Annotated in this window: 24 protein-coding genes; 11 read left to right on the forward strand and 13 right to left on the reverse strand. The window is 64.6% G+C overall.

Annotation, left to right across the window (positions count from 1 at the left end; all coding sequences use genetic code 11):
• Positions 1-87: 87 nt before the first annotated feature.
• Together QX034_RS24000 and QX034_RS24005 are read left to right on the forward strand one after the other, a co-directional pair.
• On the forward strand, positions 88-1,527 hold the full coding sequence (locus QX034_RS24000; RefSeq protein ID WP_315706349.1) for a hypothetical protein: 1,440 nt from the start codon (positions 88-90) through the stop codon (positions 1,525-1,527).
• Positions 1,528-1,538: 11 nt separating this feature from the next.
• On the forward strand, positions 1,539-2,441 hold the full coding sequence (locus tag QX034_RS24005; protein ID WP_315706162.1) for a hypothetical protein: 903 nt from the start codon (positions 1,539-1,541) through the stop codon (positions 2,439-2,441).
• A 382-nt stretch (positions 2,442-2,823) separates the two neighbouring features.
• Here the strand turns inward: QX034_RS24005 and QX034_RS24010 are convergent, their stop codons facing one another.
• Together QX034_RS24010 and QX034_RS24015 are read right to left on the reverse strand one after the other, a co-directional pair.
• Positions 2,824-3,924, reverse strand: coding sequence for an IS4 family transposase (locus QX034_RS24010; RefSeq protein WP_315701243.1), 1,101 nt, complete (start codon positions 3,922-3,924; stop codon positions 2,824-2,826).
• A gap of 574 nt (positions 3,925-4,498) precedes the next feature.
• Positions 4,499-5,464 (reverse strand): amidohydrolase family protein, encoded by a 966-nt coding sequence (locus QX034_RS24015; RefSeq protein ID WP_316195873.1) that lies wholly within the window; start codon positions 5,462-5,464, stop codon positions 4,499-4,501.
• 378 nt (positions 5,465-5,842) lie between these two features.
• Between QX034_RS24015 and QX034_RS24020 the strand changes: the two genes are divergently transcribed.
• The 3 genes from QX034_RS24020 (at position 5,843) to QX034_RS24030 (ending at position 8,948) form a co-directional block, all read left to right on the forward strand.
• Positions 5,843-6,295, forward strand: coding sequence for a (2Fe-2S)-binding protein (locus QX034_RS24020; RefSeq protein ID WP_315706160.1), 453 nt, complete (start codon positions 5,843-5,845; stop codon positions 6,293-6,295).
• A gap of 1 nt (position 6,296) precedes the next feature.
• Complete coding sequence (locus tag QX034_RS24025) at positions 6,297-8,612, forward strand: xanthine dehydrogenase family protein molybdopterin-binding subunit (RefSeq protein ID WP_315706159.1); 2,316 nt, start codon at positions 6,297-6,299, stop codon at positions 8,610-8,612.
• A gap of 72 nt (positions 8,613-8,684) precedes the next feature.
• Positions 8,685-8,948 (forward strand): hypothetical protein, encoded by a 264-nt coding sequence (locus QX034_RS24030; RefSeq protein WP_315706158.1) that lies wholly within the window; start codon positions 8,685-8,687, stop codon positions 8,946-8,948.
• A 52-nt stretch (positions 8,949-9,000) separates the two neighbouring features.
• Here the strand turns inward: QX034_RS24030 and QX034_RS24035 are convergent, their stop codons facing one another.
• The 3 genes from QX034_RS24035 to QX034_RS24045 all read right to left on the reverse strand — a co-directional run bounded on the left by QX034_RS24035 (position 9,001) and on the right by QX034_RS24045 (position 12,005).
• Complete coding sequence (locus tag QX034_RS24035) at positions 9,001-10,419, reverse strand: TolC family outer membrane protein (RefSeq protein WP_316195875.1); 1,419 nt, start codon at positions 10,417-10,419, stop codon at positions 9,001-9,003.
• A gap of 290 nt (positions 10,420-10,709) precedes the next feature.
• Positions 10,710-11,489, reverse strand: a complete 780-nt coding sequence (locus tag QX034_RS24040) for an enoyl-CoA hydratase (protein ID WP_315741479.1) — start codon at positions 11,487-11,489, stop codon at positions 10,710-10,712.
• Positions 11,490-11,600: 111 nt separating this feature from the next.
• Positions 11,601-12,005, reverse strand: a complete 405-nt coding sequence (locus QX034_RS24045; RefSeq protein ID WP_315706155.1) for a hypothetical protein — start codon at positions 12,003-12,005, stop codon at positions 11,601-11,603.
• A 283-nt stretch (positions 12,006-12,288) separates the two neighbouring features.
• Here QX034_RS24045 and QX034_RS24050 point away from each other — a divergent pair, with 283 nt between their 5' ends.
• Together QX034_RS24050 and QX034_RS24055 are read left to right on the forward strand one after the other, a co-directional pair.
• Positions 12,289-12,834 (forward strand): sigma-70 family RNA polymerase sigma factor, encoded by a 546-nt coding sequence (locus tag QX034_RS24050; protein ID WP_316168143.1) that lies wholly within the window; start codon positions 12,289-12,291, stop codon positions 12,832-12,834.
• 2 nt (positions 12,835-12,836) lie between these two features.
• On the forward strand, positions 12,837-13,475 hold the full coding sequence (locus QX034_RS24055; RefSeq protein WP_315706153.1) for a DUF1109 domain-containing protein: 639 nt from the start codon (positions 12,837-12,839) through the stop codon (positions 13,473-13,475).
• Between the two features lie 8 nt (positions 13,476-13,483).
• Here QX034_RS24055 and QX034_RS24060 read toward each other — a convergent pair whose 3' ends face one another.
• Complete coding sequence (locus QX034_RS24060; protein WP_315706152.1) at positions 13,484-14,599, reverse strand: DUF2336 domain-containing protein; 1,116 nt, start codon at positions 14,597-14,599, stop codon at positions 13,484-13,486.
• Positions 14,600-15,084: 485 nt separating this feature from the next.
• On the opposite strand from QX034_RS24060, the gene QX034_RS24065 reads away from it, so the two are divergent.
• The 3 genes from QX034_RS24065 (at position 15,085) to QX034_RS24075 (ending at position 17,473) form a co-directional block, all read left to right on the forward strand.
• Positions 15,085-15,654, forward strand: a complete 570-nt coding sequence (locus QX034_RS24065; protein ID WP_315706151.1) for a sigma-70 family RNA polymerase sigma factor — start codon at positions 15,085-15,087, stop codon at positions 15,652-15,654.
• Positions 15,651-16,397 (forward strand): hypothetical protein, encoded by a 747-nt coding sequence (locus tag QX034_RS24070; RefSeq protein WP_315706150.1) that lies wholly within the window; start codon positions 15,651-15,653, stop codon positions 16,395-16,397. The genes QX034_RS24065 and QX034_RS24070 overlap by 4 nt, the downstream gene beginning before the upstream one ends.
• A gap of 548 nt (positions 16,398-16,945) precedes the next feature.
• A complete protein-coding gene (locus QX034_RS24075; RefSeq protein WP_315706149.1) occupies positions 16,946-17,473 on the forward strand; it encodes a TIGR03809 family protein in 528 nt (175 codons plus the stop codon).
• Between the two features lie 5 nt (positions 17,474-17,478).
• Here QX034_RS24075 and QX034_RS24080 read toward each other — a convergent pair whose 3' ends face one another.
• Positions 17,479-18,852: a TIGR03808 family TAT-translocated repetitive protein gene (locus QX034_RS24080; protein ID WP_315706148.1), complete on the reverse strand. Its 1,374-nt coding sequence runs from the start codon at positions 18,850-18,852 to the stop codon at positions 17,479-17,481.
• 254 nt (positions 18,853-19,106) lie between these two features.
• Between QX034_RS24080 and QX034_RS24085 the strand changes: the two genes are divergently transcribed.
• Positions 19,107-19,394 (forward strand): GlsB/YeaQ/YmgE family stress response membrane protein, encoded by a 288-nt coding sequence (locus tag QX034_RS24085; RefSeq protein ID WP_315706348.1) that lies wholly within the window; start codon positions 19,107-19,109, stop codon positions 19,392-19,394.
• A gap of 18 nt (positions 19,395-19,412) precedes the next feature.
• Here the strand turns inward: QX034_RS24085 and QX034_RS24090 are convergent, their stop codons facing one another.
• The 6 genes from QX034_RS24090 to QX034_RS24115 form a co-directional block, all read right to left on the reverse strand.
• On the reverse strand, positions 19,413-20,111 hold the full coding sequence (locus tag QX034_RS24090) for a pyroglutamyl-peptidase I (protein WP_315706147.1): 699 nt from the start codon (positions 20,109-20,111) through the stop codon (positions 19,413-19,415).
• Positions 20,108-21,103, reverse strand: coding sequence for a methylmalonyl Co-A mutase-associated GTPase MeaB (meaB, locus tag QX034_RS24095; protein WP_315706146.1), 996 nt, complete (start codon positions 21,101-21,103; stop codon positions 20,108-20,110). Before meaB ends, QX034_RS24090 begins: the two co-directional genes overlap by 4 nt.
• 31 nt (positions 21,104-21,134) lie before the next feature.
• Positions 21,135-21,911, reverse strand: coding sequence for a DUF3298 and DUF4163 domain-containing protein (locus QX034_RS24100; protein ID WP_315706145.1), 777 nt, complete (start codon positions 21,909-21,911; stop codon positions 21,135-21,137).
• 130 nt (positions 21,912-22,041) lie between these two features.
• On the reverse strand, positions 22,042-24,198 hold the full coding sequence (scpA, locus tag QX034_RS24105; RefSeq protein WP_315706144.1) for a methylmalonyl-CoA mutase: 2,157 nt from the start codon (positions 24,196-24,198) through the stop codon (positions 22,042-22,044).
• A gap of 18 nt (positions 24,199-24,216) precedes the next feature.
• Positions 24,217-24,681 carry a GFA family protein gene (locus QX034_RS24110; protein ID WP_315706143.1) on the reverse strand — a complete coding sequence of 155 codons (465 nt, stop codon included), beginning with the start codon at positions 24,679-24,681 and terminating at the stop codon, positions 24,217-24,219.
• A 2-nt stretch (positions 24,682-24,683) separates the two neighbouring features.
• Positions 24,684-26,552, reverse strand: a complete 1,869-nt coding sequence (locus tag QX034_RS24115; RefSeq protein WP_316195877.1) for a methylmalonyl-CoA mutase subunit beta — start codon at positions 26,550-26,552, stop codon at positions 24,684-24,686.
• Positions 26,553-26,639: the final 87 nt, after the last annotated feature.

Genomic DNA, 26,639 nt, shown 5'->3' on the forward strand with positions numbered 1-26,639 from the left:
AAAACGGCCAAGGAGGTCGCCATGCGCGCCGAACAGCGCCAGCACAGGGTGGATGAGCCGGCGGTCGCGCGCGCCAAGGCGGATCACATGTCGGGCCACAAGCCGGGTCCCAGCGCCGATCATGCACGGCTCGAGATCGGCACCTCGGAGCAGGTGCTTGCCGAGATCAGGGAATTCTGCCGCGCCACCAAGACCTCGGAATCCACCTTCGGCCGGCTGGCGGTGAATGACGGCAAGCTGGTGTCGCGGCTGCGCGATGGGGCCCGGATCACCACCGGCACCCTGGACAAGGTGCGCGGCTATCTCGCGACGCATGGACGGAATGGTCATGACAGCCCGGCCGATCAGGCCCTCGTTCCGATCGCGCCGCGCAGCGAGGTTTCTGCGGATACCGGCGCAGCGCCGTCCGGCTTCCGCTTCTTCGACAACCGGCAGAAATATCTGCTGTTCGTCTCCACCTGCAGCGAGAAGACCGAGGTCGCCAACCGGATTTCGCTCGAGCTTTCCAATCTGCAGCCGGCGCCGCCGGCGCTGCGGCTGTTCGATGCCGGCGTCGGCGATGGCACCGTTCTGTCTCGGGTGATGCGGGCGCTGCATGCGCGCCTGCCCACCATGCCGCTCTATGTCGTCGCCAAGGAGATCTCCTACGAAGACGTGCGGATGATGCTGGAGAAGATGGCCGATCGGCTGTTCGAACATCCGGCGACCGTCGTCGTCGTGACCAACCTCTATTATGGCGAAGCGCCGTGGCTGACGCCGCGTTCGGCCACCGCAGCCCAAAGCCTGTTGTGGAAGGACGTCGCGCTCGCCGGCAACACCGCCCACGGCTTTGCCGAGCAGATCGGCGCGCTGGAGCCGTTCCTGGCCGAGAACTGGCGGGCCGGCATCAGCCCGACCACCGGCAATCCCGTCTACAAGCGGCCGGTGATCCTGACGCTGTCGCGCGAGGATCACTCGTTCCTGCTCGATCCGATCATGCCGCGGCCGGGGCGGGTGAGGGCCGACTATGATCTCGTCATTGCATCGCAGCCCTATCGCGCCCGCGCCAGCGTCGCGTTCAAGGCCTCGAAGGTCGTGACGCCGCTGGTGCGCGCGCTGCGTCCGGGCGGGCGGCTGATCGGCATCCATTCCCACGGCCACGATCCCGGCATGGAGATCATCGATCAGGTCTGGCCGGGCGACAATCCCTTCACCACCGACCGTTACGCCATCCTGCGGCAGGTCAAGCACGAGCTCGGCGCTGCCGCGCGCCATTACAATTTCAACGCATCCTCGGACGCGCGGTCGATCTTCCGCTACCGCATGCACACGCTGCCCGACGAGGTGTCGGGGCCGATCGGCACCTCCACGCTGTTTGCAGCCTGGAACGCGGCGATCTATGTCGCCCAGATCGAGGACAACAGGCTGTCCGAGGTGGTTCGCGACGGCCGCTATCTCGAAGCCACCGACCGCGTGCTCAAGAAGCATGGCGGCCTCTGGTTCAATGACGAGACCTATGTGATCTCGCGCCGCCGCGCGCCAGCCTGAGGGAGCCTCCGATGCTTGCGCAGGACCAGCTCTCATCCCAGCGCCTGATGCGATTGCTCGCTGCGGCGTCCGTCGAGATCTCCTCGCGCGGTCACCAGCTTGCAGAGCTGCGAGACAATTTTGCGCCGGGCACCAGCGTCTCGATCACGTTTCTGCCCGGCGACGACTATCATCATAATGTCGAGACGGCCGCCGCCTTGCGCCGCGCCGGCTTCAATCCGATCCCGCACCTTGCTGCGCGCGAGATCAGTTCCAAAGATGCGCTCGCGGACTTTCTCGCCCGCTTGCGCGGCGAAGCCGACGTGACATCGCTGCTGCTGATTGCGGGCGACGTGCTGGCTGCAAAGGGCCCGTTCAAGGCGAGCCGCGACATCGCCGAGTCCGGCCTGATCGAACAGCACGGTTTTGCGCGCGTCAGCGTGGCCGGCCACCCGGAAGGCCATCCTTACCTCGATCCAACCGGCGTCTTGAAGCTGCTTTTGGATTGGCAGGACTGGAGCGACCGGCGCGGCGTTCCCATCAACATCATCACCCAGTTCTGCTTCGAGAGCGCGCCGATCCTGGACTGGTTGTGGCAGCTCCGCGCCCACGGCGTGCTGCTGCCGGTCACGATCGGGCTGGCCGGTCCTGCCACCCCTGCGACGTTGGTGAAGTTCGCCTTGCGTTGCGGCGTCGGCAATTCCTTGCGCGCGGCGCGCAACCGGATTGGACGCTACGGCCGACTGATGACCGAAACGGGACCAGACGAGGTGGCGTGCGGGCTTGCCGACGCGCCGCCTGCGGATACGCAAGCCATCACAGGCTTCCACCTGTTTCCCTTCGGCGGTCTCCGCAAGGCGGCCCGCTGGCTGCGCGACGACAAGGCCGATGGGACGAGGGCACCTCCTGCCGGGCCAGGGGCTGGAAAGTCGTAGCTCGAAAAGAGAAAGGAGACGACAGCGAGCAGGGCACCGGTTTCGTAGCGCGATGGCCGCAGGCATGCGATTGGGATTCATCAGCATGGTCGTTGTCTCCGACGACTGCGGACGCGTATCGGCAATCCCGCGGCGCTGGTTGCGTCCGGGTGATCCGTGAAGTTCATGCCCTCTTCGAAAGTGATGAGGGCGCAGGGAATGCCGCATAGGCGTTAAGGTAGCGCGAGCATCGATTGATACTTGCGTTTTCGAGGAGGCTCGCGAAGGTGGCGCCCCAACGCGCGTTTTCTGCGGCGCAAGCAACGGATGGTTGGTTGTGGAATGATTGCTTGCAGCAAGGATGCAACGAGCTGCTGCAGGACCCGCCAAGCGCCAGGCGTCGTTAAGCGGCCTGCGTCCAGTGGGGAGAGTCCTCGAAGTCGCTGGCAAGCGGCTCGAGCAACAGGATGATCAGGAGGTGGGCCAGCAGGTAGGGCTTGGCAGAGCGCGGATCGGTTCCTGGCGGCGTCTTGAGGCCAATCAGACTCTTCAGTCGCTTGAACCCAAGCTCGATCCGCCATCGCAATCGATAGAGCGCAAGCACATCTTTGGTGGAGAACTCGTCCCGCGCGAGCGACGTGATCAGAATGACCCAATCCGCAGCCTCCAAAGTTTCTTTGGAGATGATGCGGTTTTCATCTTTTGCGTCTTGCCGGGCTTTACGCCGAGAAGCAGCAGCCGCACCGGTGGGCTTCTTGATTGCGACCAGACGCATAGCCAGAGGCGCGCCGCCCTTGCGCTTGATCCAAATCTCCCGATCGACCAGTCCGCGCGCCTTCGCGGCACGCAATTGGGCCATCAGATCGAACGGAAGGCCTTTGGCGTCAAGCCAACGTGCGTTCTTCCAGCCCGCTCGGATCAAAACGTCGGCCCCGGCTTCGCGGACGGCCGCAATGCGGTCAGGTTGCAGATAAGCGCGGTCAGCAATGCGGATCTCGTTCTTGACCACTGGTATCCGGTCAAACGTTTCGCCCTCTTGCTGATCTGTCAGCTCGAAGTGACCAAAGCGCTCATAGGGCAGATCAAATGCGCTATGAACGCGCCAAAGCTCACTGTTCTTGCGCGCAGCCGGTCCCGCCTGAGGCACTGTCGTCGCATCGATGATGCGGATCAGGCGGCCTTGGCTCGCCTTCGGAGCTGCCGCAGCGAGCAAGCCCTCCACCAGCACCGCAAACCAATCACCACATTGACGCAGCCGATAGAACAACGCCACGCTGGTGAGGTCGGCAAGGCCAACAGAAGCCGCCCATGCGGCTGTCGATCTCAGCCCTCTTTCACCCAAACAATAGGCCAGCATCAGCCGAAGTAACGTCACCGCATCTGGAATCTGCCGCCGACGCGCGAAGGCCTTCGTCTGGCGCGCAGTTTTCTCGAGCTGCGCAGCCCCGCCCAGCTGCGCAACCACTCTCGTCCAGTCCTCGTTCAGGAGCGATTCGTCTGCCATCCCCTGTTCGAATCACGGCGGATTCCAACACTCAAGCATAAACTTAACGCCTATGGGGAATGCCGGGTGTTGGCCTCACCCATGGCCCGCCTGCAGAAGAAAAAGCAGGCGGCAGTCACCACAGGTTCAGCCGGGACATCCGGCATTCCCTGCGCGATGGCTTACGGCTTATACGCGCTCTCCTCGGGGACCGGCTTGATTGCCCCCGTGTCGCGACGACGCGCTATGCGCGTCGCGCTGGGCGCCAGCACCGGGGCGCCAGGACCACGCGATTTCGCCGTCCATGAAAGCATTGCTCGTCCGCGCAAGATGCGCGCGATGCTCTCACGTCCACCGCATTGCCGGTCCAACGTATCGTGACGACGCGTACGTCCCTCATCCGGACCGGAACGGTGCGTAGCATACGACTGATTTGCTGATTTTCAGAAGCGATTTATTTTTCCTGCGGCCTCTTGAAGCAGGTCTTGTCATTGAAGTCGTTCATGAAATGAGCGCTTCAGCGCCGATGGCCGTCATTGCGAGGAGCGCAGCAACGAAGCAACGACAAAGCAAATCTTGCTGGCTGCATCAAATCTCAAAACCCATAGAGCCGGGCCGGATTGTCGACCAGGATCTTCTTGCGGATCGTAGCATCCGGCGCCCACACCGGCAGCTGGTTCATCAGCCGGCCGCCGTCGATCTGATAGAGCGGGGCGATGTCGGTCGGCTTGCGGTCGGGACGAATGGTGGAGTCCGGATGCGGCCAGTCGGTGCCCCAGACGATGCGATCCGGATTGGCTTCGATCAGTGCCTTGGCGAAGGGAATGACATCCCGATAATCGGGGACGAGCTTGGAGGCGCGATAGGCGCCGGAGATCTTCACATAGGCCTTGCCGCTCTTCACGAGTTCGATGAGGTCCGGAAAGCCGGGCTGCTCCAGTCCGAGCTCGGCCTGTGCGCCGCCGAAATGATCGAACACGGCCGGCACCGGCGAGGCCGTCACCAGATCCTTGATCGCCGCGATCATCGGCGTGTTGGTGTAGAGCTGGATGTGCCAGCCCCGTGCCTTCATGCGTTCGACCGCGGCGGAGAACCGCGCGCGTCCGACCGAGGGATCGTTGATGCCGCCGGTCGCGAGATTGATGCGGATGCCGCGGAAGCCTTCTTGTTGCATCCGGTCGAGATCGGCTTCTGGCGTCTTGTCATCGATCACAGCGACGCCGCGCGCATTCGCCCCCCGTGCCTTCATGCCGAACAGCGTCGCTGAATTGTCGGTGCCGTAGACGCTCGGTGTCACGATCACCACGCGCTCGATATGCAACGCCTTGTGCAGCGCAGCCATTTCCTCGGGCGAGGCCTGTTCGGGCGTATAGACGCGCCCCGCGAAGAACGGAAATTTCGCGGGATCGCCATGAATATGGGTGTGGCAATCGCAGGCATGCGCCGGCACGTCGAAGTCGACCGGCGTCGACGGCTGCGCCGCCTTCGCCTGCGCGCGTTGTTGAGGCATGGTCATTCCGGCCGCGATGCTTGCGAGCAATAGGGTGCGTCGATTCAGCACGATCAGGTCCTCCCCGCAGGATGCGGCGCATTCGTTGTTGCGGATGATGCGTCATTCTGCGGATAAGCGTGACCGCTTCCACGACAGGAAACAAGGGACAAAGAAGACGATCAGGATTGCAATCAGGTCGGCGCGAAGTTCCATCAGGTCACGGGATGCAAGCATATGCGGTATGGATGATGACCATCACGTGAACATTGTCGTGAGGTCTATGCAACGTCCATGTCTCTGATAGCCTCAGCAGGTGCAGAGACGTCGAGCAGCAATTTTCGACACGACCGACCGTCTGCTGTCGGGCAGGTGTGCCTTACAGGAGCGCGGGCGGGAGGGGACTTTGGATCCTTTTTCCGAGATGCTTAAGAAGAGCGAGGAACGATCATGATCAAGCTGAAAATCAACGGTCAGGAACAGAGCTGGGATGGCGACCCCGATCTTCCGCTGCTTTGGTTCCTTCGCGACGAGGTCGGCCTGACCGGCACCAAATTCGGTTGTGGCCAGGCGCTGTGCGGGGCCTGCACCGTGATGGTCGATAACAACGCAGTGCGCGCCTGCATCACCTCCGTGTCCGACGTGGCCGATCGCCAGGTCACGACGATCGAAGGCTTGCACCCGACCGGGGACCATCCGGTGCAGAAGGCCTGGCGTCAGGTCAACGTTCCGCAATGCGGATTTTGCCAGGCTGGCCAGATCATGCAGGCCGCCGCGCTGCTCGCCAGTAATCCCAAGCCATCGCACGACCAGATCCGCGAGGCGATGTCGGGCAACATCTGTCGCTGCGGTTGCTATCAGCGCATCGAGAACGCCGTCCATCTCGCATCTACGGGAGTGTGACATGAATTTCATCGCCAGTTCGAACAAGCCTCGCGGCTTTGAAAAAGCGATCAGGGTCGAGAACGTATCGCGCCGCAACATTCTGAAGGGCCTCGGCTTGGCCGGCAGCTTCGTGCTCGCCGCTCCGATCCTGTCGCGTCCCGCCTTTGCCTATGAGACCGGCGCCGCGAAGATGCCGCACGGCGTGGTGGTCGATCCGAAAGTGTTCGTCGCCATCGCGCCTGACGGCGCTGTCACCATCCTTGCGCACCGGGCGGAGATGGGCACAGGCGTTCGCACCAGCCTGCCGCTGATCGTCGCCGAGGAAATGGAGGCGGAGTGGACCCGCGTCCATGTTCAGCAGGCCCATGGTGACGAAACCAAGTTCGGCAACCAGGATACCGACGGCTCGCGCAGCACCCGGCACTATCTGCTGCCGATGCGGCAGATCGGCGCAGCGGCCCGCACCATGCTGGAGCAGGCCGCGGCCAAGCGCTGGGGCGTCCCGGCGACTGAGGTGAAGGCGGTCAAGCACGAGGTCGTCCACGACGCGACCGGTCGGCGCCTCGGCTTCGGCGATCTCGCCGCCGACGCAGCCAAGGAGTCCGTGCCCGGCATCGAAGGGCTGAAGCTGAAAGACCCGAAGGACTTCCGCTATCTGGGCAAGGGCGAGATCAGCATCGTCGACCTGCACGACATCACCACGGGCGCGGCGCATTATGGTGGCGACATCCGCCTGCCGGGCATGAAATACGCTGTCATCGCGCGGCCGCCGGTGACCGGGGGCAAGCTCGTCTCGTTCGATGCTGCGGCGGCGCAGAAGATCTCCGGGGTGGAAAAGGTGATGGAGGTCAAGGGCTGGCCCTGGCCCTCCAAATTCCAGCCGCTCGGCGGCGTGGCAGTGATCGCACGCAACACCGGCGCGGCGATCAAGGGACGCGATGCGCTCAAGATCGTCTGGGACGATGGCCCCAATGCGAAATACGACTCCGTCGCCTATCGCGCCGAGCTCGAGCAGGCGGCACGCAAGCCGGGCCTTATCGTCCGCAAGGAGGGCGATGTGGACGGCGCGCTGAAGACGGCCGACAAGGTGGTCGTCGGCGAGTATTACATTCCGCATCTCGCGCATGTCAGCATGGAGCCTCCGGTTGCGGTGGCGAACGTGACGGGCAACAAGGCCGAGATCTGGGCACCGGTGCAAAGTCCCGGCGGCACGCGCGAAGACGTCGCGAAGACGCTCGGCATCCCGCTGGAGAACGTTACCATCAACGTGACGCTGCTCGGCGGCGGCTTCGGCCGCAAGTCCAAGTGCGACTTCGCGCTCGAAGCGGCCCTGCTGTCGAAGGAGCTGGGCACGCCGGTGAAGGTGCAGTGGACGCGCGAGGACGACGTCCAGCATGACTTCCTGCACACCGTCTCGGTGGAGCGCATCGAGGCAGGCCTCGACAAGAACGGCAAGGTGATCGCCTGGCGCCACCGCAGCGTCGCGCCCAGCATCGCCTCGACCTTCGCCGCCGGCGCGGTGCACCAGGCGCCGTTCGAGCTCGGCATGGGGCTGATCGACGTGCCGTTCGAGATCGCCAACATCCAATGCGAGAATCCGGAAGCCGCCGCGCACACGCGGATCGGCTGGTTCCGCTCGGTCTCGAACATCCCGCACGCCTTTGCCGTGCAGTCGATGGTCGGCGAGATCGCGCAGGCGGCGGGCCGCGACCAGAAAGACATGCTGTTGGAGATGATCGGCTCGCCGCGGCACGTCGATCTCTCCTCGGTCAAGGATCCCTGGAATTACGGCGAGCCTTACTCCAGCTATCCGATCGACACCGCGCGGCTGCGCAAGGTGGTCGAGCTGGTCGCGGAGAAGGGCGAGTGGGGCCGCTCGCTGCCGAAAGGACACGGGCTCGGCATTGCCGTGCATCGCAGCTTCGTCAGCTACATCGCGACCGTCGTCGAGGTCGCCATCGACGACAAGGGCAAGCTGACCGTGCCGCGGGTCGATACGGCGATCGATTGCGGCACCTACGTCAATCCCGAGCGCATCCGTTCGCAGATCGAGGGCGCCGCGATCATGGGTCTCAGCCTCGCCAAGTACGGCGAGATCACCTTCAAGAACGGCCGTGTGCAGCAGAAGAACTTCGACGACTTCCCGGTGCTCCGCATCGACGAGGCGCCGCTGGTCACGAACGTGTACATCGTGCCGCCGGCGGCGGACACACCGCCAAGCGGAGTCGGCGAACCCGGCGTGCCGCCGTTCGCGCCGGCGCTCGTCAATGCCATCTTCGCCGCGACCGGCAAGCGCATTCGCGCGCTGCCGATCGGCAAGCAGCTGGAGGCGTAAGAGGGAACGGACCTTCGCAATCCCTGTTCATTGATCTGACCACTGCACTCAGTGCACTTGGAGGGACAGACGATGAGCAGCGCCTTCAAGGCGCTCGCGGCGATATTCATCCTCGCGGGCGCCGTTTGTTTCGTCACGCAGCCGGCCGCGGCAGAGGACAAGACGCCGCCCGCGACGGCCAGCCGGCCTTCGGCCAGCGGCCCGGATCAAAGCTCCGTGCCGAACGCGGCGCCGCCGGCCTCGCGCACCCAGACCACCGGGCAGTCCGGTCAGGATCAGACGGTCAAGGAGATGAACGAGCGCGAGCGCAGCAAGGTCGAGCGCGAGGGCAAGTGAAGCGCCAATCAAGTGAAGCGCCAATGACGGGACGGCGCTCGACGCGCCCTCGTCACTGCCCCGACGGCGTGCGCAAGCCGTGCCAGGCGTCGCGCACCTGGTGGTAGTGCACCTCGGGCAGATAGTCCGGCGTATTGAGGTTGAGGTTCTTGACGTCGAGCCGGCCGACCGCGCTGAGCAGCGTGTAGGAGGCGATCACGCGATCGCGCTGGGCGCCGATCAGCCGCGCCTTGGCCTGGATCAGGTCGGCCTGCGAGTTCAGGACATCGACCGTGGTGCGTTGCCCGCCTTGTGCCTCGCGGGAGACGCCTTGCAGCGCTACAGTGGCGGCACGCACTTCGGCTTCCGAGGCACTGACCGCGATCTTGGCGCCCTCATTGGCAACCCAGGCGCTGACCGCGGCGGTGCGCGCCTGGTTGCGGACCTGATCCAGCACGAGCCGGCTTTGCGCCGCGACCTCCTTGGCCTGCCGGGTCTGCGATGCGGCCATGCCGCCGTCATAGATCGGCGCGTTGATGTTGGCGACGATCGAGGCCTGGTCGGTGCCGCGGGTGCCGAGCGTCGGATCGTTATCGCGGCTCTTGCTCGCGCTGCCCTGCAAGGTGACGGTCGGCAGCAGGCTGCTCTCGGCGACCCGGATCGAGGTGGAGGCCACATCGACATCGAATCCCGCCGCGGTGACGGCCGGGTTTTCCTTGATCGCGAGTGCGATCGAATCTTCGCGGCTGCGCGGCAGCAAGCGGTCGATCGGATCGGCGGTCTTCAATGCCCCGGGCGGCATGCCGATCACCTGCGCATAGGTGGCTTGGCTGACCGCAAGATTGACCTCGGCGCTGTTGAGATCGGCCAGCCCACGCTGCAGCCGCGCTTCAGCCTGCGAGGCGTCGGTCGGCGTGACATCGCCGGCATTGAGTCGCCGCTGCGTGACCGCCAGCGTCTCGCGCAGGAAGGCGACGTTGGAGCGCTGCGCTTCGACCAGCGACTGATTCGCGAGCACGTTGGTGTAGGCGGTCACGGCATCGAGCAGCACGCCCTGGCCGGCATTGCGCAGCGACTCCCGCCCGGATTGCACCTGCAGCTCTGCGACACGGACGCTGTTGGCCGTCTTGAAGCCGTTGAAGAGTGTCTGCGTCACGGTGACGCCGATCACCCACGGCTTCAAGTTCTCGGATTGGATCGTGTTGGTCGGCAGAAGGTCGCGCACGGCCTGAAGGCCGGCGCTCAGCGTCCCGACGATCTGGGGTCGATAGCCGGACAGCGCTTGCGGTACATTCTCGTCGGTGGCGCGCTGACGCGCCCGCTCAGCATTGAGCTGCGGACTGGTCTGATAGGCCTTGGTCAGCGCCGCGGCGAGATCTTCCGCGCGCGCCGGCACGGTCAGACCGGCAAGGCACACGATCAGCGCGAGAGACAAGCCTGTGCAAGGTACATGTCTCCGGCCGCCGCCAAGTTCTTTGGCTCGCCTCACCATCCCGACTCCGCCGCATCCCGTTTATTGTTCCAACGCCTGTTTACATGTTTATGCCGCAGCATCGCCACAGGCAAAGCGTCGCTGTGAAAAACCCCAGATATTTCCGGGATTTGTTGTTGCTGCGACGCCACAGACTCATTGTCGCAGCGCTGCGGCATAGCGGCGCGATTTACGAGGTGTGCGAGTAGGGTGCGATCAACCTGGGGGCGACAGCCTCGCCAGCAAGCTCGCAAAGAAGCTCGCCAAGAAAACCGATTGCGACACAGATCGCGGATTCGCGGCGGGCAGGGCTATTTGTTCTTGTTCACCGGCTTGCGCTTCTCGATGAAGGCGGCCATGCCCTCGGCGCGGTCTTCCAGGGCAAAGGTCGCGTGGAAGAGGTTGCGCTCCACGCTCAATCCTTCCGCCAGCGTGGTCTCGAGCGCGCGGTTGACGGCTTCCTTGGCCATTGCGGCGGTCGGGCGGGACATCGATGCGACCTTTTCCGCTGCCGCCATGACCTCATCCATGAGCTTGTCGGCCGGGACCACGCGACTCACCAGGCCGCTCCGTTCCGCCTCCTGGGCATCCATCATGCGCCCGGTCAGGCACAGATCCATGGCCTTGGCTTTGCCGATCGCGCGGGTCAGGCGCTGGGTGCCGCCAATGCCCGGGATCGTGCCCAAGGTGATTTCCGGCTGGCCGAACTTGGCCGTGTCGGCGGCGATGATGATGTCGCACATCATCGCGAGTTCGCAGCCGCCGCCCAGCGCGTAGCCCGCCACGGCCGCGATCGTCGGCTTGCGGCACTTCGCGACCCGATCGCCGCCGATCGCGGTGAAGTCGCTGGAGAACATGTCAATGAAGCTTTTCGGCTGCATCTCCTTGATGTCGGCGCCGGCCGCGAACGCCTTGTCGCTGCCGGTGATGACGATGCATCCGATCGCGTCGTCGGCCTCGAGGTCGTCGACGGCCGCGGCAATTTCCCGAAACACGCCGAACGACAGCGCATTGAGCATTTTCGGACGGTTGAGGGTGATGATCCCGACCGCACCCTTGCTCTCGACGATGATGTGCTCGAACACGCTCATGCTCCCACCCCGCAAATCGTTCAGCGGACAATTTGCCCGCTGCCGGCATGCGCATCAAGTGGAAGGTCGCTGAAAGAGCTGCGCGTCCGCCAGACAGGCGGGCGCAGGGTCTCAGAGCATGAACATGCGAGCGGCGGAGCCCAAGGTGAGCAGGGTGCCGCAGGCGATGAAGATCTTGCCGACAATGGACGCCTTGTCCCAGCCGGAGCTGTCGTCGCTACTGACCGTCGCAACGCTGGCCGGTGCATCCTCGGCCGGGGTGGACGCTGCCACGGCGGCGTTGTCAGTCGCTCCGCTGGCGTCGGCGGGCTGAGCCATGGGAGCGGCCTGCATCTCGGTCGCGGGGGTGGCAGGCGCGCTGCCGTCGGAGCTTGCCGCAGCGTTGTCCGATGTCATGGCCGGGGCGGGAATTGTGCCCCAGTCGGTGGCAAATGCAGGGGCAGAGCCGATGACGCCCAGGACGAGCGCGGCTGTAAGAATCAATGCCGAACGTGCACTACTGGCTTGGATTGTCATTTGGTCATCTCCCCATCCCGCCAGTCCCGCCGCAAGTGAGACCCCGACGCGTGTCGGGAACGGGGCGGAAAAAGGGAATTTTTCCGTCCGCGAAGGCCAAAACGGGGCACCGCACGCCGAGGCTGCCCGCGCGCCAATTCGATGCTAAGACCCGACAGGGCCATGCTGACAGGACTCTTGCCGGGATTTGCCATGAAGATATTGCCGTCACGGCTTCGTGATTTTTCCGGCAACCGGCGTAACAACCTGAAACTTGGGGCGAATAGCTCTTGTAGGTGCGCGTGTGCGCGAACGTGACGACGAATGGACCGGCTTGATGCGGCAGGCGATCGCCGGCAACGACGAGGCCTACCATCGTCTGCTGAAAGCGGTCACACCGGTGTTGCGGGCCGCGGCGCGCCGTGGCTTGGCGCGTGCCGGCCAGCCGGCCGACCAGTCCGAGGACATCGTGCAAGAGATTTTGCTGGCAGTGCATTTGAAGCGACATACCTGGGACGCCAGCGCCCCGTTCGGGCCTTGGCTGTTTGCCATCGCCCGCAACAAGCTGATCGACACGCTGCGTCGTCGCGGGCGGCGCATCTTCGTCAATGTCGATGATTTCGCCGAGATCCTGGCGGAGGAGCCGCCGGCGCCCACCGTTTCGGCCGCCGAGCTCGAGGCGCAGCTGAAGACCCTGCCGCAGCGTCAGCGCGAGGTGCTGCAGTCGATCGCGGTCGAGGCCAGCTCGATCAGGCAGACAGCTGCGAAGTTTTCGATGAGCGAGGGCGCCGTCCGGGTGGCGCTGCATCGCGCCCTGACGGGCCTCAGTGCCAAGCTACGGGAACAGTGACCATGGAGACCGATCAACTGATCCGGACCTTGGCCGCCGACAATGCGCAACGCGCGCTGCCGGTCGGCATCGTGCTTGCGCTGGCCTTGCTTGCCGCGACGCCGCTCTCCACCGCGATGTTCCTGCTTGGGCTCGGAATCCGGCCCGACATCATGGTTGCGGTGCGCAACCCGTTTTTCGACCTGAAATTCGCCGTGACCTTGGCGCTTGCGATTCCCGCAACGATCATCAGCCTGCATCTGTCCCGACCAGAGGCCTCGCTGCACGGCTGGGGCTGGCTGTTGCTGGCGCCGGTTCTCGTGCTTGCCGGCGCCATCGTGAGCGAGATGATGCTGCCGCAGCGGCTGCCGATGCTGACGCGTCTCGTCGGGCATAACTGGCTGCTCTGCATGAGCGCGGTCCCCGTGTTGTCGCTGCCGCTGTTGGCCGCCGCCATGTTCGGTTTGCGTCACGGTGCCCCCCGCCGCCCCGCAGTGGCAGGGGCAATTGCTGGCCTTTTGTCGTCGGGATTCGCGGCCACGCTCTACGCCGCTCACTGCACCGACGATTCCCCGCTGTTCGTGGCCACCTGGTATACGATCGCGGTCGCCTTCGTGGCCGGCCTCGGGGCGCTGATCGGCAGGAAAGTCTTGCGCTATTGAGGAGAGCCTCAGGCCGTCGGGGCCGAGGCGGAGAACTCCTGCATGCGATGAAAGCGCAGCACCTGCTGCGCGGTCGAGGGGCGCAGCCTCTCATAGGCGGCCTTGGAGACCGACAGATCGACGGGGTTGCTGCCGTTCAGCGCGTCGCGCATGTCGATGAGCAGCGCGACCGTTGACCATGGCAGTCCCGCGACCTTGCCCAGGATCATCACCCCTTCGGCACGACCCTCGACCATAATCGTTTCGGCCACATCCACCGACACATGGGCCAGCGCCGCAATCGCTGCATTGGCCTCGTCGAATTTCTTCTCCTCGGCAAACTGCTCGATGAGCGGACCATCCAGCCGGCCGTCCGCATGGAGCGAACGGACCAGGGCATGGGCGATTTCGGTCTGTTTCGTCTGGGCGACGGATGCTGAGCGGGCCCGCCTTGCGCCCGCGCGCACCGCAACGCAAATCTGGCTGACCTGATCGGGCTGCGCCGCCTCGAGCCGCTGTCGTACCGTCTCGGAGGCCTTGGTCACCAGCTTGAGATAGACGTGCCGCGGCAGGTTCGGCCGGAGCGCAAGGCAGTCCGCAAGCTCCTCGTCCTGCTCGGCCCGGTCGACAAGTTGTTCGAAGCCACCCTCGGAGAACTCTGCGCCTGGATTGGCTGCGGTGCTTCGGACGACCTCATCATTGCCGCGCAGGAGCAGCACGTCGGTCACGGCCCGGCTCAATACGCGGCGGATCGAGATCGCCAACAGATGCGCTTGGCTCTTGGTTCGGGCGGTCTCGATCAGCACGTCGTCGTCGAGCCGTTCGGATTTGGACAGCACGGGTCCTGCGACTTCAATGGCGTCGTCTTTCGCCAGCCTGTGCATGGTCTGGAATGGGGCGGTGTCGACCGCCGCCAGACGTCGCGCGAGGAGAGCCTTGGCCGAGACCTCGATATGTTCGATCAGGCATTGGAAGACGTCGTCGAACAGCACGATCTGTTCGGCGGAGAAATCCAGCGCATTGCGGACGAAGAGGTCCGTCACGCGCTGCAACGTTTCGACCCGCCGTGCGACCGTCCCATGGGTGAGCGTGCTCTCGAGTTCGTCGAGCAGGCTCCGGGTGCGGTGGACGGGCTTCAAATTCATTACTAAGAGACCTGACGCATTCTACGAGCCTCAGAGGCTCGAACTGAAATCGAAATACAAAGTCGCCTTTCAGCGGCCGGCGGCGCCATGCCGCCTCCGGGAGCGAGTGCCCTTGCGCTGGCGAGCCCATGTTCTTGTCAATCGTGGAACTCGGGCCGAAAAGCTAGGTCGTAAGCCTTTCGTTTTAGTATCCAAGGAAACCGCCGGGTATTCGTGCCCGACATGGGTCCATACCCGATACCGCAAGGCGCCCACCGATAGGATGCGCCGTCAGGCGCCGTCGTTTGGGCTGAGTTTTGGGGAGATTTCACCCGAGTGCGGTATGGCCAGCGGCCCGATGCCATCCTGCGGACGAGGGCTGCGGAAAATGCTGTAATGTGCGCTAATTCACAGAGCGGATCGGCGCTTTCCAATACCTTGAAGATTTTTGCACGGCCCATCGAACCGCGTACGGCTTACCCCCGACCAAACATGCGAGACGGCCATTGAGCGTGACCCAGGCGGAATCGGACGAAACCCTGATCGCCCGGATCGCTCGAGGCGACCGGCTCGCCATGCAGGTGCTGTATGGGCGGCACCACGTCAGGGTGTACCGTTTCGGGTTGCGACTCGTGCGGCACGAACAGATCGCTGAGGACCTGATCAGCGAGGTGTTCCTCGACGTGTGGCGTCAGGCTGGCAAGTTCGAAGGCCGATCCGCCGTCTCGACTTGGCTCCTGGCGATTACGAGATTCAAGGCCCTCTCGGCACTGCGGCGCCGCAAGGACGTCGAATTGGAAGACGAGGCTGCCAATGCGATCGAGGATACCTCCGATGATCCGGAAGTGGCGGCGCAGAAGAAGAATACCGGGGAAGCCTTGCGGAAGTGCCTGACGGCACTTTCGCCCGACCACCGGGACATCATCGATCTCGTCTACTACCACGAGAAATCCGTGGAAGAGGTGGCTGAGATCGTCGGAATCCCGGAAAACACCGTCAAGACGCGCCTGTTCTATGCGCGCAAGAAATTGGCCGAACTCTTGAAGGCGGCCGGCGTTGAGCGAGGCTGGCCATGATCGCTTTGAGCAAGAAGATGCTGGACCATGAGCCCAGTGAGATCGAACTCCTGTTGCCCTGGTATGCAGCAGGCACCCTGAATCTGCGCGACAAGCAGCGGGTGGAGGAGGCGCTGGCCCGCGATCCCGAACTCGCCGGGCAATATGCCGTCATCCAGCAGGAATATGCCGAGACCATCGGCCTCAACGAAAGCCTCGGCGCGCCTTCGGTGCGGGCCATGCAGAAATTGTTCGCTGCGATCGATGCCGACCCCACGCAAAGTGCCGTGGTATCGCGCGGCATGTTCGCGCGCGTGCTTGGCTTTTTCGACGGCCTGTCGTCGCGGACGCTGGCCTGGTCGGCGAGTCTCGGCGCGTTGCTTGTGCTGTTGCAGGCCGGCCTGATCGGCGCGCTTCTGGTGAGTGGTCAGACCGCGACCTACCAGACGGCCTCTCTGAGCACGAACGAGAGGGCGGCGGACAACCGCGCCGTAGCGCCCAGCGCGAGCCAGCCCTTGACGCGTTCCCTTGGGACGCAGCCGGCGGCTCCCGTGCATGTATTGGTGCGCTTTGCGCCGGATGCGCGCATCTCCGACATCACGGCGTTGCTCGACCGCTACCAGGCATCGATCATCGGTGGCGCCAAGGGTGGCATGTTCCAGCTGCAATTCGGTGATGGCCCGATGTCGAAGGCCGACGCTGACAATCTGATCGGTCGCCTGCGGCGAGAGAAGATCGTCGGCCTCGCGACGGCCGTGCCGTAACCGTCTGGAATAAGGCGAGGTTCGAGCGCCCGTGGTCGGTGCCGAACCGACCGCGCGGCGGGGAAAGCCGCTTCGCACTCTTCGGATCATGCTTTTGGCGCAGCAGCCAGATTTTTCGCGAATGCTCGAATAATTCGCCGGGTCGCTTGAACGTGGGCCGGACCGGTCGCGACAAAAGAATGTGGGAGCGGTTAACCCTCCCCATAGCTGTATCTGGGCGCGAGCGCCCATCCACCCCAAGCGCCCATATAGCTAGACCCGTCCGGTTGTCCCCCCGGACGGGTCTTTCGTATCGGCTTCAGAAAGCCGGTCAGTCAGTAATATGCAATTTATAGTTGGTTTGCTGCGCGTGAACGTGCGCAAAGATTGTAGTTCTGACGGCATTCTCGCCGTCGCATCGGCCAGGGAGCCGGCGCAGCTACGGTCCGGCCGACATAAATTTGGGCGTTAGCTAGACTTTATTAACCTTCTCCACAAAATATTGCCGTCACGTCGTGTTGATTCGTGCCGAGTAAGTTGCGTCCGTCCTCTCTCCTTGCGGGCTCCTTATGACACATCGACTGAACGTGGCGTGCAGCCGCGAGCTGTCTGAGCGCTGGTGTGCGCTCGCCCAGCGGCGTCTGGATCATCTCACCGAGCTATTCGAGAGCGGCCGCTGGCGCCGCTATCACACCGAGCGATCCCTTCTCGAAAACATCCGGGAAGCGAAAGCGGCGGTGAAGACGTGGCGGGCGCTGGCGCTGGGCGAGAGCGTCGGCCGGGAGACCGGCTCTGCCCAAATGGATGTCGAGGCCGTACCGGCGCCACGGCCGCGCTTTCGGCCTCCTGTCGATCGCCACAAGCCGGTTCTCCAGCCCATCGAAGTCCCGCCGACGATCGAGACCGTTTTGGCGGAATCCGATATCGTGGTCCCGGAGAAGATGGTCGCGCCTGAGCCGGTGCCGAGCACGCCGCGGATCGATATGGCCGCGCTTGAGGAAGCTTTGAGCGTTGGGATGAAGGCCGATGTCGGGCCGCCGCTGCTCGATCTCGACGAGATCGAGCGCCGCTATCCGGCGCTGCGCCACGCGCTCTGAGACGACTATCGCACGACGGCGTTGCCGGTGACGACAAGCTGTGCATGGGCCTTTGTGCCATCCTGACAGAGGTCGTCCGTGACCGGCTTGAGGTGATCGAGCCCGAGCACCGCGCCGCGCGGCGCACCTGAGATCATGTTGTTGCTGATGAGAGCACTGCCGGCGCCGGAAACCACCGACACACCGACGCCAGCCAGCGCATTGCGGATGACGTTGCCGGAGATCACGACGTCGCGCAGATATTGGCCCCAGCCGGCGACGATGCCGAACGACGGCGCGTTCTCGATCACATTGCCGGTGACGGACGTATCAGCCTCGACATAGATGCCGATGCCCGCATCGTCATCGGGGGCGGTCCCGATCGGCCGCTTCGGAAGCAGGTTGCGGATGATGTTGCCCTGGACCACCGCGAGGCGGCCGCCTTCGTTGAAATTGCAGACGGAGACGCCGAACGCGGCGCCGTCCACCGTATTGCCGCTGATGACGGCGCCCTCGAACGCGAATTCGGAATAGAGCGCGACTTCGCGCACGTCGGAGACACTGTTGCCTGTGATCTGAATGTTCGACGCCGAATTGCCGCGCACGGCGGAGTAATCGCAGTTCCTGATGCGGTTGCCGCGCACGATCACATTGCCGGCGCGGAACGCGTTGATGGCATTGCCGTATTGGCCGGAGCCGCCGGGGCCAGCCTTGATGTTCTCGATGCGGTTGTCGAGCACCAGCGAGCCGTCGTCGCCAATGGCGGTCCGCAGGATTTCGATGCCGTTGTCGCTCGTATCTGTAATCGTGTTGCGCGAGACGATCAGTCCCTTCGCATCGAAGGAGACGATCGCCGTAGCCGCGATATGGGTGATGATGTTGCCGATGACGTCGCCGGAAACCTGCTCGAACCAGATGCCGCTGCCGCCTGCGTTGGTGATCTCGCAATCGATGATGCGGACATCGCGTCCACCGAGGCCATGCACCAGGCCGCGCCGCGCGGGGAGCGGGATGTTGCCGCCATCGAGCGTGAGTCCGGTCAGGCCGATGCCGTCGGCGCCTTCGCCCGATAGCAGGGAGGGGCCGCCGCCGGCGAAGAGCAGTTTCGTCGCGCCCCTGACGCCGATGAGCTGGCTGCCGCTCGGAAGGTGCAACAGGGAGGTGCGGTAGTTGCCCGGCGGCAGCGCCAGCGGCACTTGCGCACGCGCAGCCTCGTCGATCGCGCGCTGCAGCACACGGGTCTGGTCGTCAGGACTATTGGGCCGCACGCCAAATTGCGTGGCATCGCGGCCGAGCGTCGACGTCAGCGGGGCGGAACGTGCGGAATCGGCCGGCAGGGTTAGAGCACCGGCGGTACCGGCAACGGAGGCGCCCAGAATAGCACGGCGATTGACGTCCATGACCAGCATCTCGCGCGAAAGTGGCGTGCTGCCACCACTTAAGCCGAAACGCTGAACCTGGACGGTAATGGCTGAGGAAGGTGGAGGTGTTTGTTGCCCGTAGGGTTAAATCTTTACTGGAGGCCACAGCTGCAAGGCCGTCACCTCGACAAGCAACAGGCGGGCGACAATTTGCCGATATGCCGCCATCGTGCGGGAACCAATAACAGGCGCCGAACTTGGTCCAGAAGAATCGCTCGGCGAGGAGAAGGGTTATGCATCTGTCCAGTCAAAGTCTGCTGGTTATTCTTTTTGTCGGCATCATCGCGGGGTGGCTCGCGGGGCGTGTCATGGAAGGCGGCGGTTTCGGCCTGATCGGCGACTTGCTCGTTGGACTCGTCGGCGCATTCATCGGCGACTGGCTGCTGCCGAAACTCGGAATTCATCTCGGTGTCGGCCTTGTCGCCGCGATCCTCAACGCCTTCATCGGCGCGGTGGTGCTGCTGCTGATCCTCCGTTTGATCAATGGTGGATTTGGTTATCGCCGCCGCGGCGCGTGGTAACCGGTTACGGCCATCGTCTCAGCTTGAACCACGGCCATCGATTGCAAAAGAAGCCAGCCCGCGAATGCGCGTGCTGGCGTCCTGCCTCGTCAGCTTCACCAGCTCCATCAGCATGGCTTCGCCGGCGTCGACCAGGTGTTCCACGCTGATGGCGCGATAGCCTTTGCGCAGCATGGCGCCGTCACGGGGTGGCAGCGGGATATGGACGAAGGCGGCAAGCGCCGGCCCATCCGCGGTCCTCGTCGCCTCGATCGCCCGCCAGCTCAAGTAGTTGCAGAGATAGCTGCCGGCGTCGCGCGATGGCCTTGCATCGATGCCGGCCATGCGCGCGGCGCGCAGCAGTTTGGCCGTATGCGGGCCGAACAGCATGGGCGCTGCGCCAGGCACGATCGAGCCTTGGCGCGCGACGTCGCGGTCGGCGTCGGGAAAGGTCGTCGTGATTGCGTTGCGGGCGCGGGTCTCGATCCGGACGTGCGCCGTGCGGCTGGCAAGCCCGAACATCAGCATCGCGTCGGGGCGCCGCTGCGCGATTAGCTCGGGCAGCTTGCGATCGACGGTGCGGTAGGTCACATGGAAGATGTGGCTGGTCAGCTCGACATCGTCCAACGCGGGGCGGCGCAGGGCCGCGAGCCGCTTGACCAGCGGCATGGTCGGATTAAACGGCGCGCCCGGGAACGGGCCGAAGCCGGTGATGAGGATGCGAAGGGGCTTGCTCATTGGAGCATCTCCGCGAGCTTTTCGGCTGCGACCGCGGGTGCAATGTGGCCTTCCGCCACCTCGGTCTCCAGCTTCCTCACCTTGGCGCGAACAGCGGCATCGCTGCGCAGCCGCGCCATGATGCGGCTTTCCAGCATCGACCACATCCACTTCACCTGCTGCTCGCGGCGGCGTTGCGCGAATTCGCCTGACGCGGTCATCGCCTTGCGGTGATCCAGGACCTTTTGCCAGAGCTCGGCGATCCCAGCGCCGGTCAGCGCCGAATAGGTCGTCACCGGCGGGTGCCAGTGTTCGGAGCGCGGACTGAGCAGATGCAGCGCGCCGCGATAATCGGCTGCGGTGATATTGGCGCGCTTGAGATTGTCGCCGTCGGCCTTGTTGATCGCGATCATGTCGGCGAGTTCCACCAGGCCCTTTTTGATGCCCTGCAGTTCGTCGCCGCCCCCCGGCAGCATCAGGGCCAGGAAAAAATCGGTCATGTCGCAGACCGCGGTTTCGGATTGCCCGATGCCGACGGTCTCGACCAGGATCACGTCGAAACCGGCGGCCTCGCAGAGCAGCATGGCCTCGCGCGTTTTGGCGGCGACGCCCCCGAGCGTGCCGGAGGAGGGCGAAGGGCGGATGAAGGCGTGCTCGGCGTGCGACAGCCGTGCCATCCGCGTCTTGTCGCCGAGGATGGAGCCGCCGGTGCGCGCTGAAGACGGATCGACCGCGAGCACCGCAACCTTGTGGCCCTGTTCGATCAGATACATGCCGAGCGCGTCGATGGTGGTGGACTTGCCGACCCCTGGCGAGCCGGTGATGCCGACCCGGATCGCGCGCCCCGTCTGCGGCAGCACCGCCTGGACCAGCTCGCGCGCCGCGGCCTGGTGGTCGGCACGGCGGCTCTCGACCAGGGTGATGGCGCGGGCGAGCGCGGCGCGATGGCCGGCGCGAAGGTCGCGGGCGAGGCCAGCAATGTCGGGAGGCTGGACAGTCGAACGTGGGGACATGCCTTCGTTATAGCCGATCGAGGCTCGCCCGCTAGTTCTCTTCCGCATCCCCCTTCGGCCGGCTGCCGCCGAAGATCGCCTGGCCCTCCGCACTGAGATAAGGCTTCAACGTCTCCCACGGAACGAAGGCGACATAGTCCCCCTCGGCATAGGGGCCGACCGCGTAAGGCGGATAGTGGAAGGTGAGTCCTGAACTCTTGCCCGCTTCGGTCGACGGCGCCAGCGTCACGGCGCCGATCTTGAGCAATTTCGGTTCGAGCCCCTTGAACCATTCGTCGGTCGCGGTCTCGGCGGCATCGCGCTTCTTCTTCTCGGCCGTCAACGAGACGATGATCGCTTTCAGCATCGCCTTCATGGTCGGGCCGTTATCGGCGGTCTCCGTGAAGAAGGGGCGGATCGAGATGCGCTTGTTCTCCGCCCTGTCCCATAGGATGGTGTCCACCGTCCTGTTGGGGTGCGCCCCGTGGGTGTCCATATAGTCGTTTCGGACCACGCTGACATAGCGATCGGCCACGATCGAGCGCACCGAATAATCGCGCCCAAAGGAGTAGGGGCCGTCGCGGAACAGCTCCTTGTCCTCTTTGAACTCCTTGGCGGCATCCGCAGCCTGTTTGTCGATCCACTTCCGCCCCTCGGCGAGGCAGTTCGCGGCAAGCGCCGGATCGGCCTTGATCTGTGCGTCGAGCGTGACGGTGGCCTCGACGGCCTTGGTCTTGATCGACGCGTCCGGCTTGGGCTCCGCGGCAAAGCCCGGCGCGAGCGCGAGCAGCCCAAGCAGGAGGGCGAAAGAGAATCTGGAACAATGCATGGAAATACGATCCGGTTTCCTGGACATATGTGCGCCCAGTTACCTGAAAGGTTAGACCCTGCCCAGATCGAACGCGCGGCCAGGGGGAGCCGCGTGAATTTGTCCGCAGGAATGCAGTTGAGCCGAGCGGCTATTCCGCCGCCTCGCTGTGCCCAAGGCGGGCGTTGAGCTTGTGGATCAGCTCTTCCGCGGCTTCGGCGATCACCGTGCCCGGCGGGAAGATCGCCTCGGCGCCAGCCTTGTAGAGCGCATCGTAATCCTGCGGCGGCACCACGCCGCCGACGATGATCATGATGTCCTCGCGTCCCTGTTTCTTCAACGCGGCCTTCAACTCGGGCACGGCGGTGAGATGGGCGGCGGCCAGCGAGGAGACGCCGAGAATATGCACGTCGTTCTCGACCGCCTGGCGCGCCGCTTCGTCGGCGGTGGCGAACAGGGGCCCGATATCGACGTCGAAGCCGAGATCGGCGAACGCCGAGGCGATCACCTTCTGGCCGCGGTCGTGGCCATCCTGACCGATCTTGGCGACCAGGATGCGCGGCCGGCGCCCCTCCGCCTCTTCGAAGGCCTCGATCAGCGCCTGCAGCTTCTCGACCTGCTTCGACATGCCTGCAGTCTCCCGCTTGTAGACGCCGGTGATGGACTTGATCTCGGCACGGTGACGGCCGAACACTTTTTCCAGCGCGCCGGAGATCTCGCCGACGGTCGCCTTGGCGCGTGCGGCATCGATTGCGAGCGCCAGGAGGTTGCCATTGCCTTCGCCGGCCGAGCGGGTCAGCGCGGCCAAGGCGGCATCGACCTCGGCCTGCTTGCGCTCGGATCGCAGCCGCGCGAGCTTGTCGATCTGCAGCCGCCGCACGGTCGAATTGTCGACCTTGAGCACATCGAGCGGCGGCTCGTCGGTCGGCTTGTACTTGTTGACGCCGATCACCGACTGGCGCCCGGTGTCGATGCGCGCCTGGGTCTTGGCGGAAGCTTCCTCGATGCGCAGCTTGGGAACGCCAGCTTCGATCGCCTTGGCCATGCCGCCGAGCTCCTCGACCTCCTGGATGTGGCTCCAGGCCTTGGCGGCGAGATCATGAGTCAGCCGCTCGACATAGAACGAGCCGCCCCAGGGATCGATGATCCGCGTGGTCCCGCTCTCCTGCTGCAGGAACAGCTGCGTGTTGCGGGCGATGCGGGCGGAGAAGTCGGTCGGCAGCGCCAACGCCTCGTCCAGCGCATTGGTGTGCAGCGACTGGGTGTGGCCTTGCGTCGCCGCCATCGCCTCGATCGCGGTGCGTGCGACGTTGTTGTAGACGTCCTGCGCAGTCAGCGACCAGCCCGAGGTCTGGCTGTGCGTGCGCAGCGACAGCGAGCGCGGGTCCCTGGGGTTGAACGGCTTCAAGAGCTTCGCCCACAACAGGCGGGCGGCGCGGAGCTTGGCGACCTCCATGAAGAAGTTCATGCCGATAGCCCAGAAGAACGACAGCCGCGGTGCGAAGCGGTCGACGTCGAGGCCGGCGGCGATGCCGGCGCGCAAGTATTCGACGCCGTCGGCCAGCGTATAGGCGAGCTCGAGATCCTGCGTCGCGCCGGCCTCCTGCATGTGATAGCCGGAGATCGAGATGGAGTTGAACTTCGGCATCCGCTGCGAGGTGAAGGCGAAGATGTCGGAGATGATCCGCATCGAAGGCGAGGGCGGATAGATGTAGGTGTTGCGCACCATGAACTCTTTCAGAATGTCGTTCTGAATGGTGCCCGCGAGTTTTTCCGGCGGCACGCCCTGTTCCTCGGCGGCAACGACGTAGAGCGCCAGGATCGGCAGCACCGCGCCGTTCATGGTCATTGACACGCTCATCTGGTCGAGCGGGATGCCGGAGAACAGCGTCCGCATGTCGTAGATGGAGTCGATCGCAACGCCGGCCATGCCGACATCGCCGGCGACGCGCGGGTGATCGGAATCATAGCCGCGATGGGTGGCGAGATCGAAGGCGACGGAAAGGCCTTTCTGCCCCGCGGCGAGATTACGCCGGTAGAAGGCGTTGGAATCCTCGGCCGTGGAGAAGCCGGCATATTGCCTGACAGTCCAGGGCTGGTTGACATACATTGTCGGGTAGGGACCGCGCAGGTAGGGCGCGATGCCCGGCCAAGTCTCCAGGAAATCGATGCCGGTGAGATCCGTCTCGCCATAGGCCGGCTTCACCGGGATGCCTTCCGGTGTCAGCCAAGGCTCGGCGGAGCCTGCGGATGCGGGCACGGCCGTCGGCTCGAAGGCGATGTCGGCGAAGTTCGGAATGCGGGTCATTCCTGGCGTCCTCATCGGTCAATCGTGATCCGGATGCTGATGGCTGACGATCGTCGCCATCTTCTCCGGTCCGTAATTCTGCTGCGTGGTCTGGCTCGGCAGATTGGCAATGGCGACGACCCAGCCGAGCCGGGATTCCGTGCCGTATTGTCGTGTCGGCACTACGCGATCCGGCCGGTCGAACGCGCCGGTCATGATCTCGATCCGCGGCCCATCAATGCGTCCGAAGCCGAGCGGCGTGCCGCAGGCGGGGCAGAAGAATCGCTCGGCGATCGTGGACGAGCGGAACGCGGCGGGCTGACCGCGCGTCCAGGCGAAGTGCTCGCGGTCGATCTCGGCAAACGAGGCGAACGGCGCGCCGGCGGCCTTCTGGCACATCCGGCAATGGCAGATACTGACCTTGCCTGGCGTGGTCTTGAACGCGAAGCGGACCGCGCCGCATTGACAGCCGCCGGTCAGGAGAGGCTTGGTGTCGTCGGTCATGCTCACTCCAGAAATGTATAGGCGTCCTCGAGCGTCTTGGGCGCGTCACAGCCGGCAAAGATGAACCCATCGACACCGGCCCCGCGGAGCGCCGCTTCTTGTTCGCCGCCGCGCCCCGCCAGATAGATATGGCGGACACCGGCGTCTTTCAGGGCCTTGGTGGCCGGAACTGCCATTTCCGCATAGACCTTGTCCGAGGAGCAGAGGCAGGCCAGCGTCGCGCCGGACGCCTCGCAGGCCGCCGCCAACGCGGACGGATCGGATGCTCCTTCGCCGCCGATCGCAGCGATGCCGCCCGCCTCGAAGAAGCTCTTGGTGAAGGTCGCGCGTGCGGTGAAATCGGCAGGCGTGCCGAGATTGGCAAGAAACACGGACGGACGCTTGCCTTTGCTGTTCAGCAGGCTGTCGGAGCGATCGCGCAGGCGCTCGAACGGCTCGGCCAGCCGGATCGGGGCGAGGGGCTCGAACGTGACCTTCGCCTGATCGTTTGTCGCGGCCGCGATCGGCGTCACCGCCTCGACCGCGACATCGGCCTCAGTGAGGTTCGGAAACTCGCTGGCACCGGTCAGCACGTCACGCCGTTTGGCAATATTGGCCGCGCGCGCCTGTCGCGTCGCCGCCACCTTGCCCTGGATCAGCCCGGCCTGCAGCGCCGCGAACACACCGCCGGCTTTCTCGATCTCCTGGAACTGCACCCAGGCCGTTTCGCAAAGCTCTTGGGTCAATGCCTCGATGCCGCCCGAACCGGCCGCGGGATCGGCGACCTTGGCGAGGTTGCTTTCCTCCAGCAGGATCAGTTGTGTGTTGCGCGCCACGCGCCGGGCGAACGCATCCGGCAGGCCGAGGGCGAGCGTGTGTGGCAGCACGGTGATCGCATTGGCCCCGCCAATTCCGACCGCGAATGTCGCGATCGTGGCGCGCAGCATGTTCACATAGGGATCGCGCTGCGTCAGCATCCGCCAAGCGGTTTCCGCGGCGATGAAAATCGGCTTCGGCGTAAGGCCGCAAGCCGCTTCGATCCGCGCCCATAGCAGGCGTAATGCGCGGAATTTCGCCGATGTCAGGAACTGATCGGCGTCGGCGCAGAGCCGGAACGAGAGCGCCGCGCGCGCCTCGTCGAGCGGGATGCCGCCGGCTTCGAGCGTGCGCAGATAGGCGAGGCCAGACGCGATCGCAAACGCCAATTCCTGCGCTTCCGATCCGCCGGCGTCATGAATCGGGCGGCCGTCGGCCAGGACCAGATGCCGACTGAAGCCGCGGTCCTTCAGGCCGCGCACCACCTTGGCGAACCCGTCCTCCATCTCGGACCAGGTGGCGGCGGCACTCCCGCGGACGGCCAGGGCGGAGAGGGCCTGATAGTTGATGCGAAGATCGACCTTGGCAGGATCGACGTGCTGGGCTTCGATCAACGATGCGACCGCTTCGCCCGCATTGCCGCGGCCGAGCACCGGATTGAGCGCAATCGAGATCCCGGCATCAAACATGACACCGGCGAACAGCCGCTGCAGCGTTGCCGGCTCGGCGTCCGGAATGCCGAAGCCGCGCGCGCCGGGGCCGTTCTGGAAGTCGAGCTCGATCCCGGTCGCGCCATTCTCGAGATCGGTCAGGATCTGGGCATTGGCCTTGGCGACATCGGGATGGTCGACCCGCTGCATGATGAACCAGGGCGCGGCGGCGGCGCGTCCGGTAACCGGGGATGCACCCTTGGCACGGGTGTAGATCGGCTGGATAGAGAGGCCGTCATAGGTCTTGCCGACCAGCTTCTCGAATGGCGCTCCCTTCAGTACGCCATCGACCAGCTTGCGCCAATCGTCACGACTGGCCGGCGCGAACTCGGCGGCCAACCGCAGGTCCTCGGTCACGGATGTCATTCGGCCTAAGTCTCCCGGGCGCCTGTTTTCACCATTGTTGGCCGCAAAATGCCACGTCGGAACGGCCAAGCCAAACGGTTGTTTCGG

The organism is Bradyrhizobium sp. SZCCHNR3119 (assembly GCF_032487775.1).
Lineage (GTDB): Bacteria > Pseudomonadota > Alphaproteobacteria > Rhizobiales > Xanthobacteraceae > Bradyrhizobium.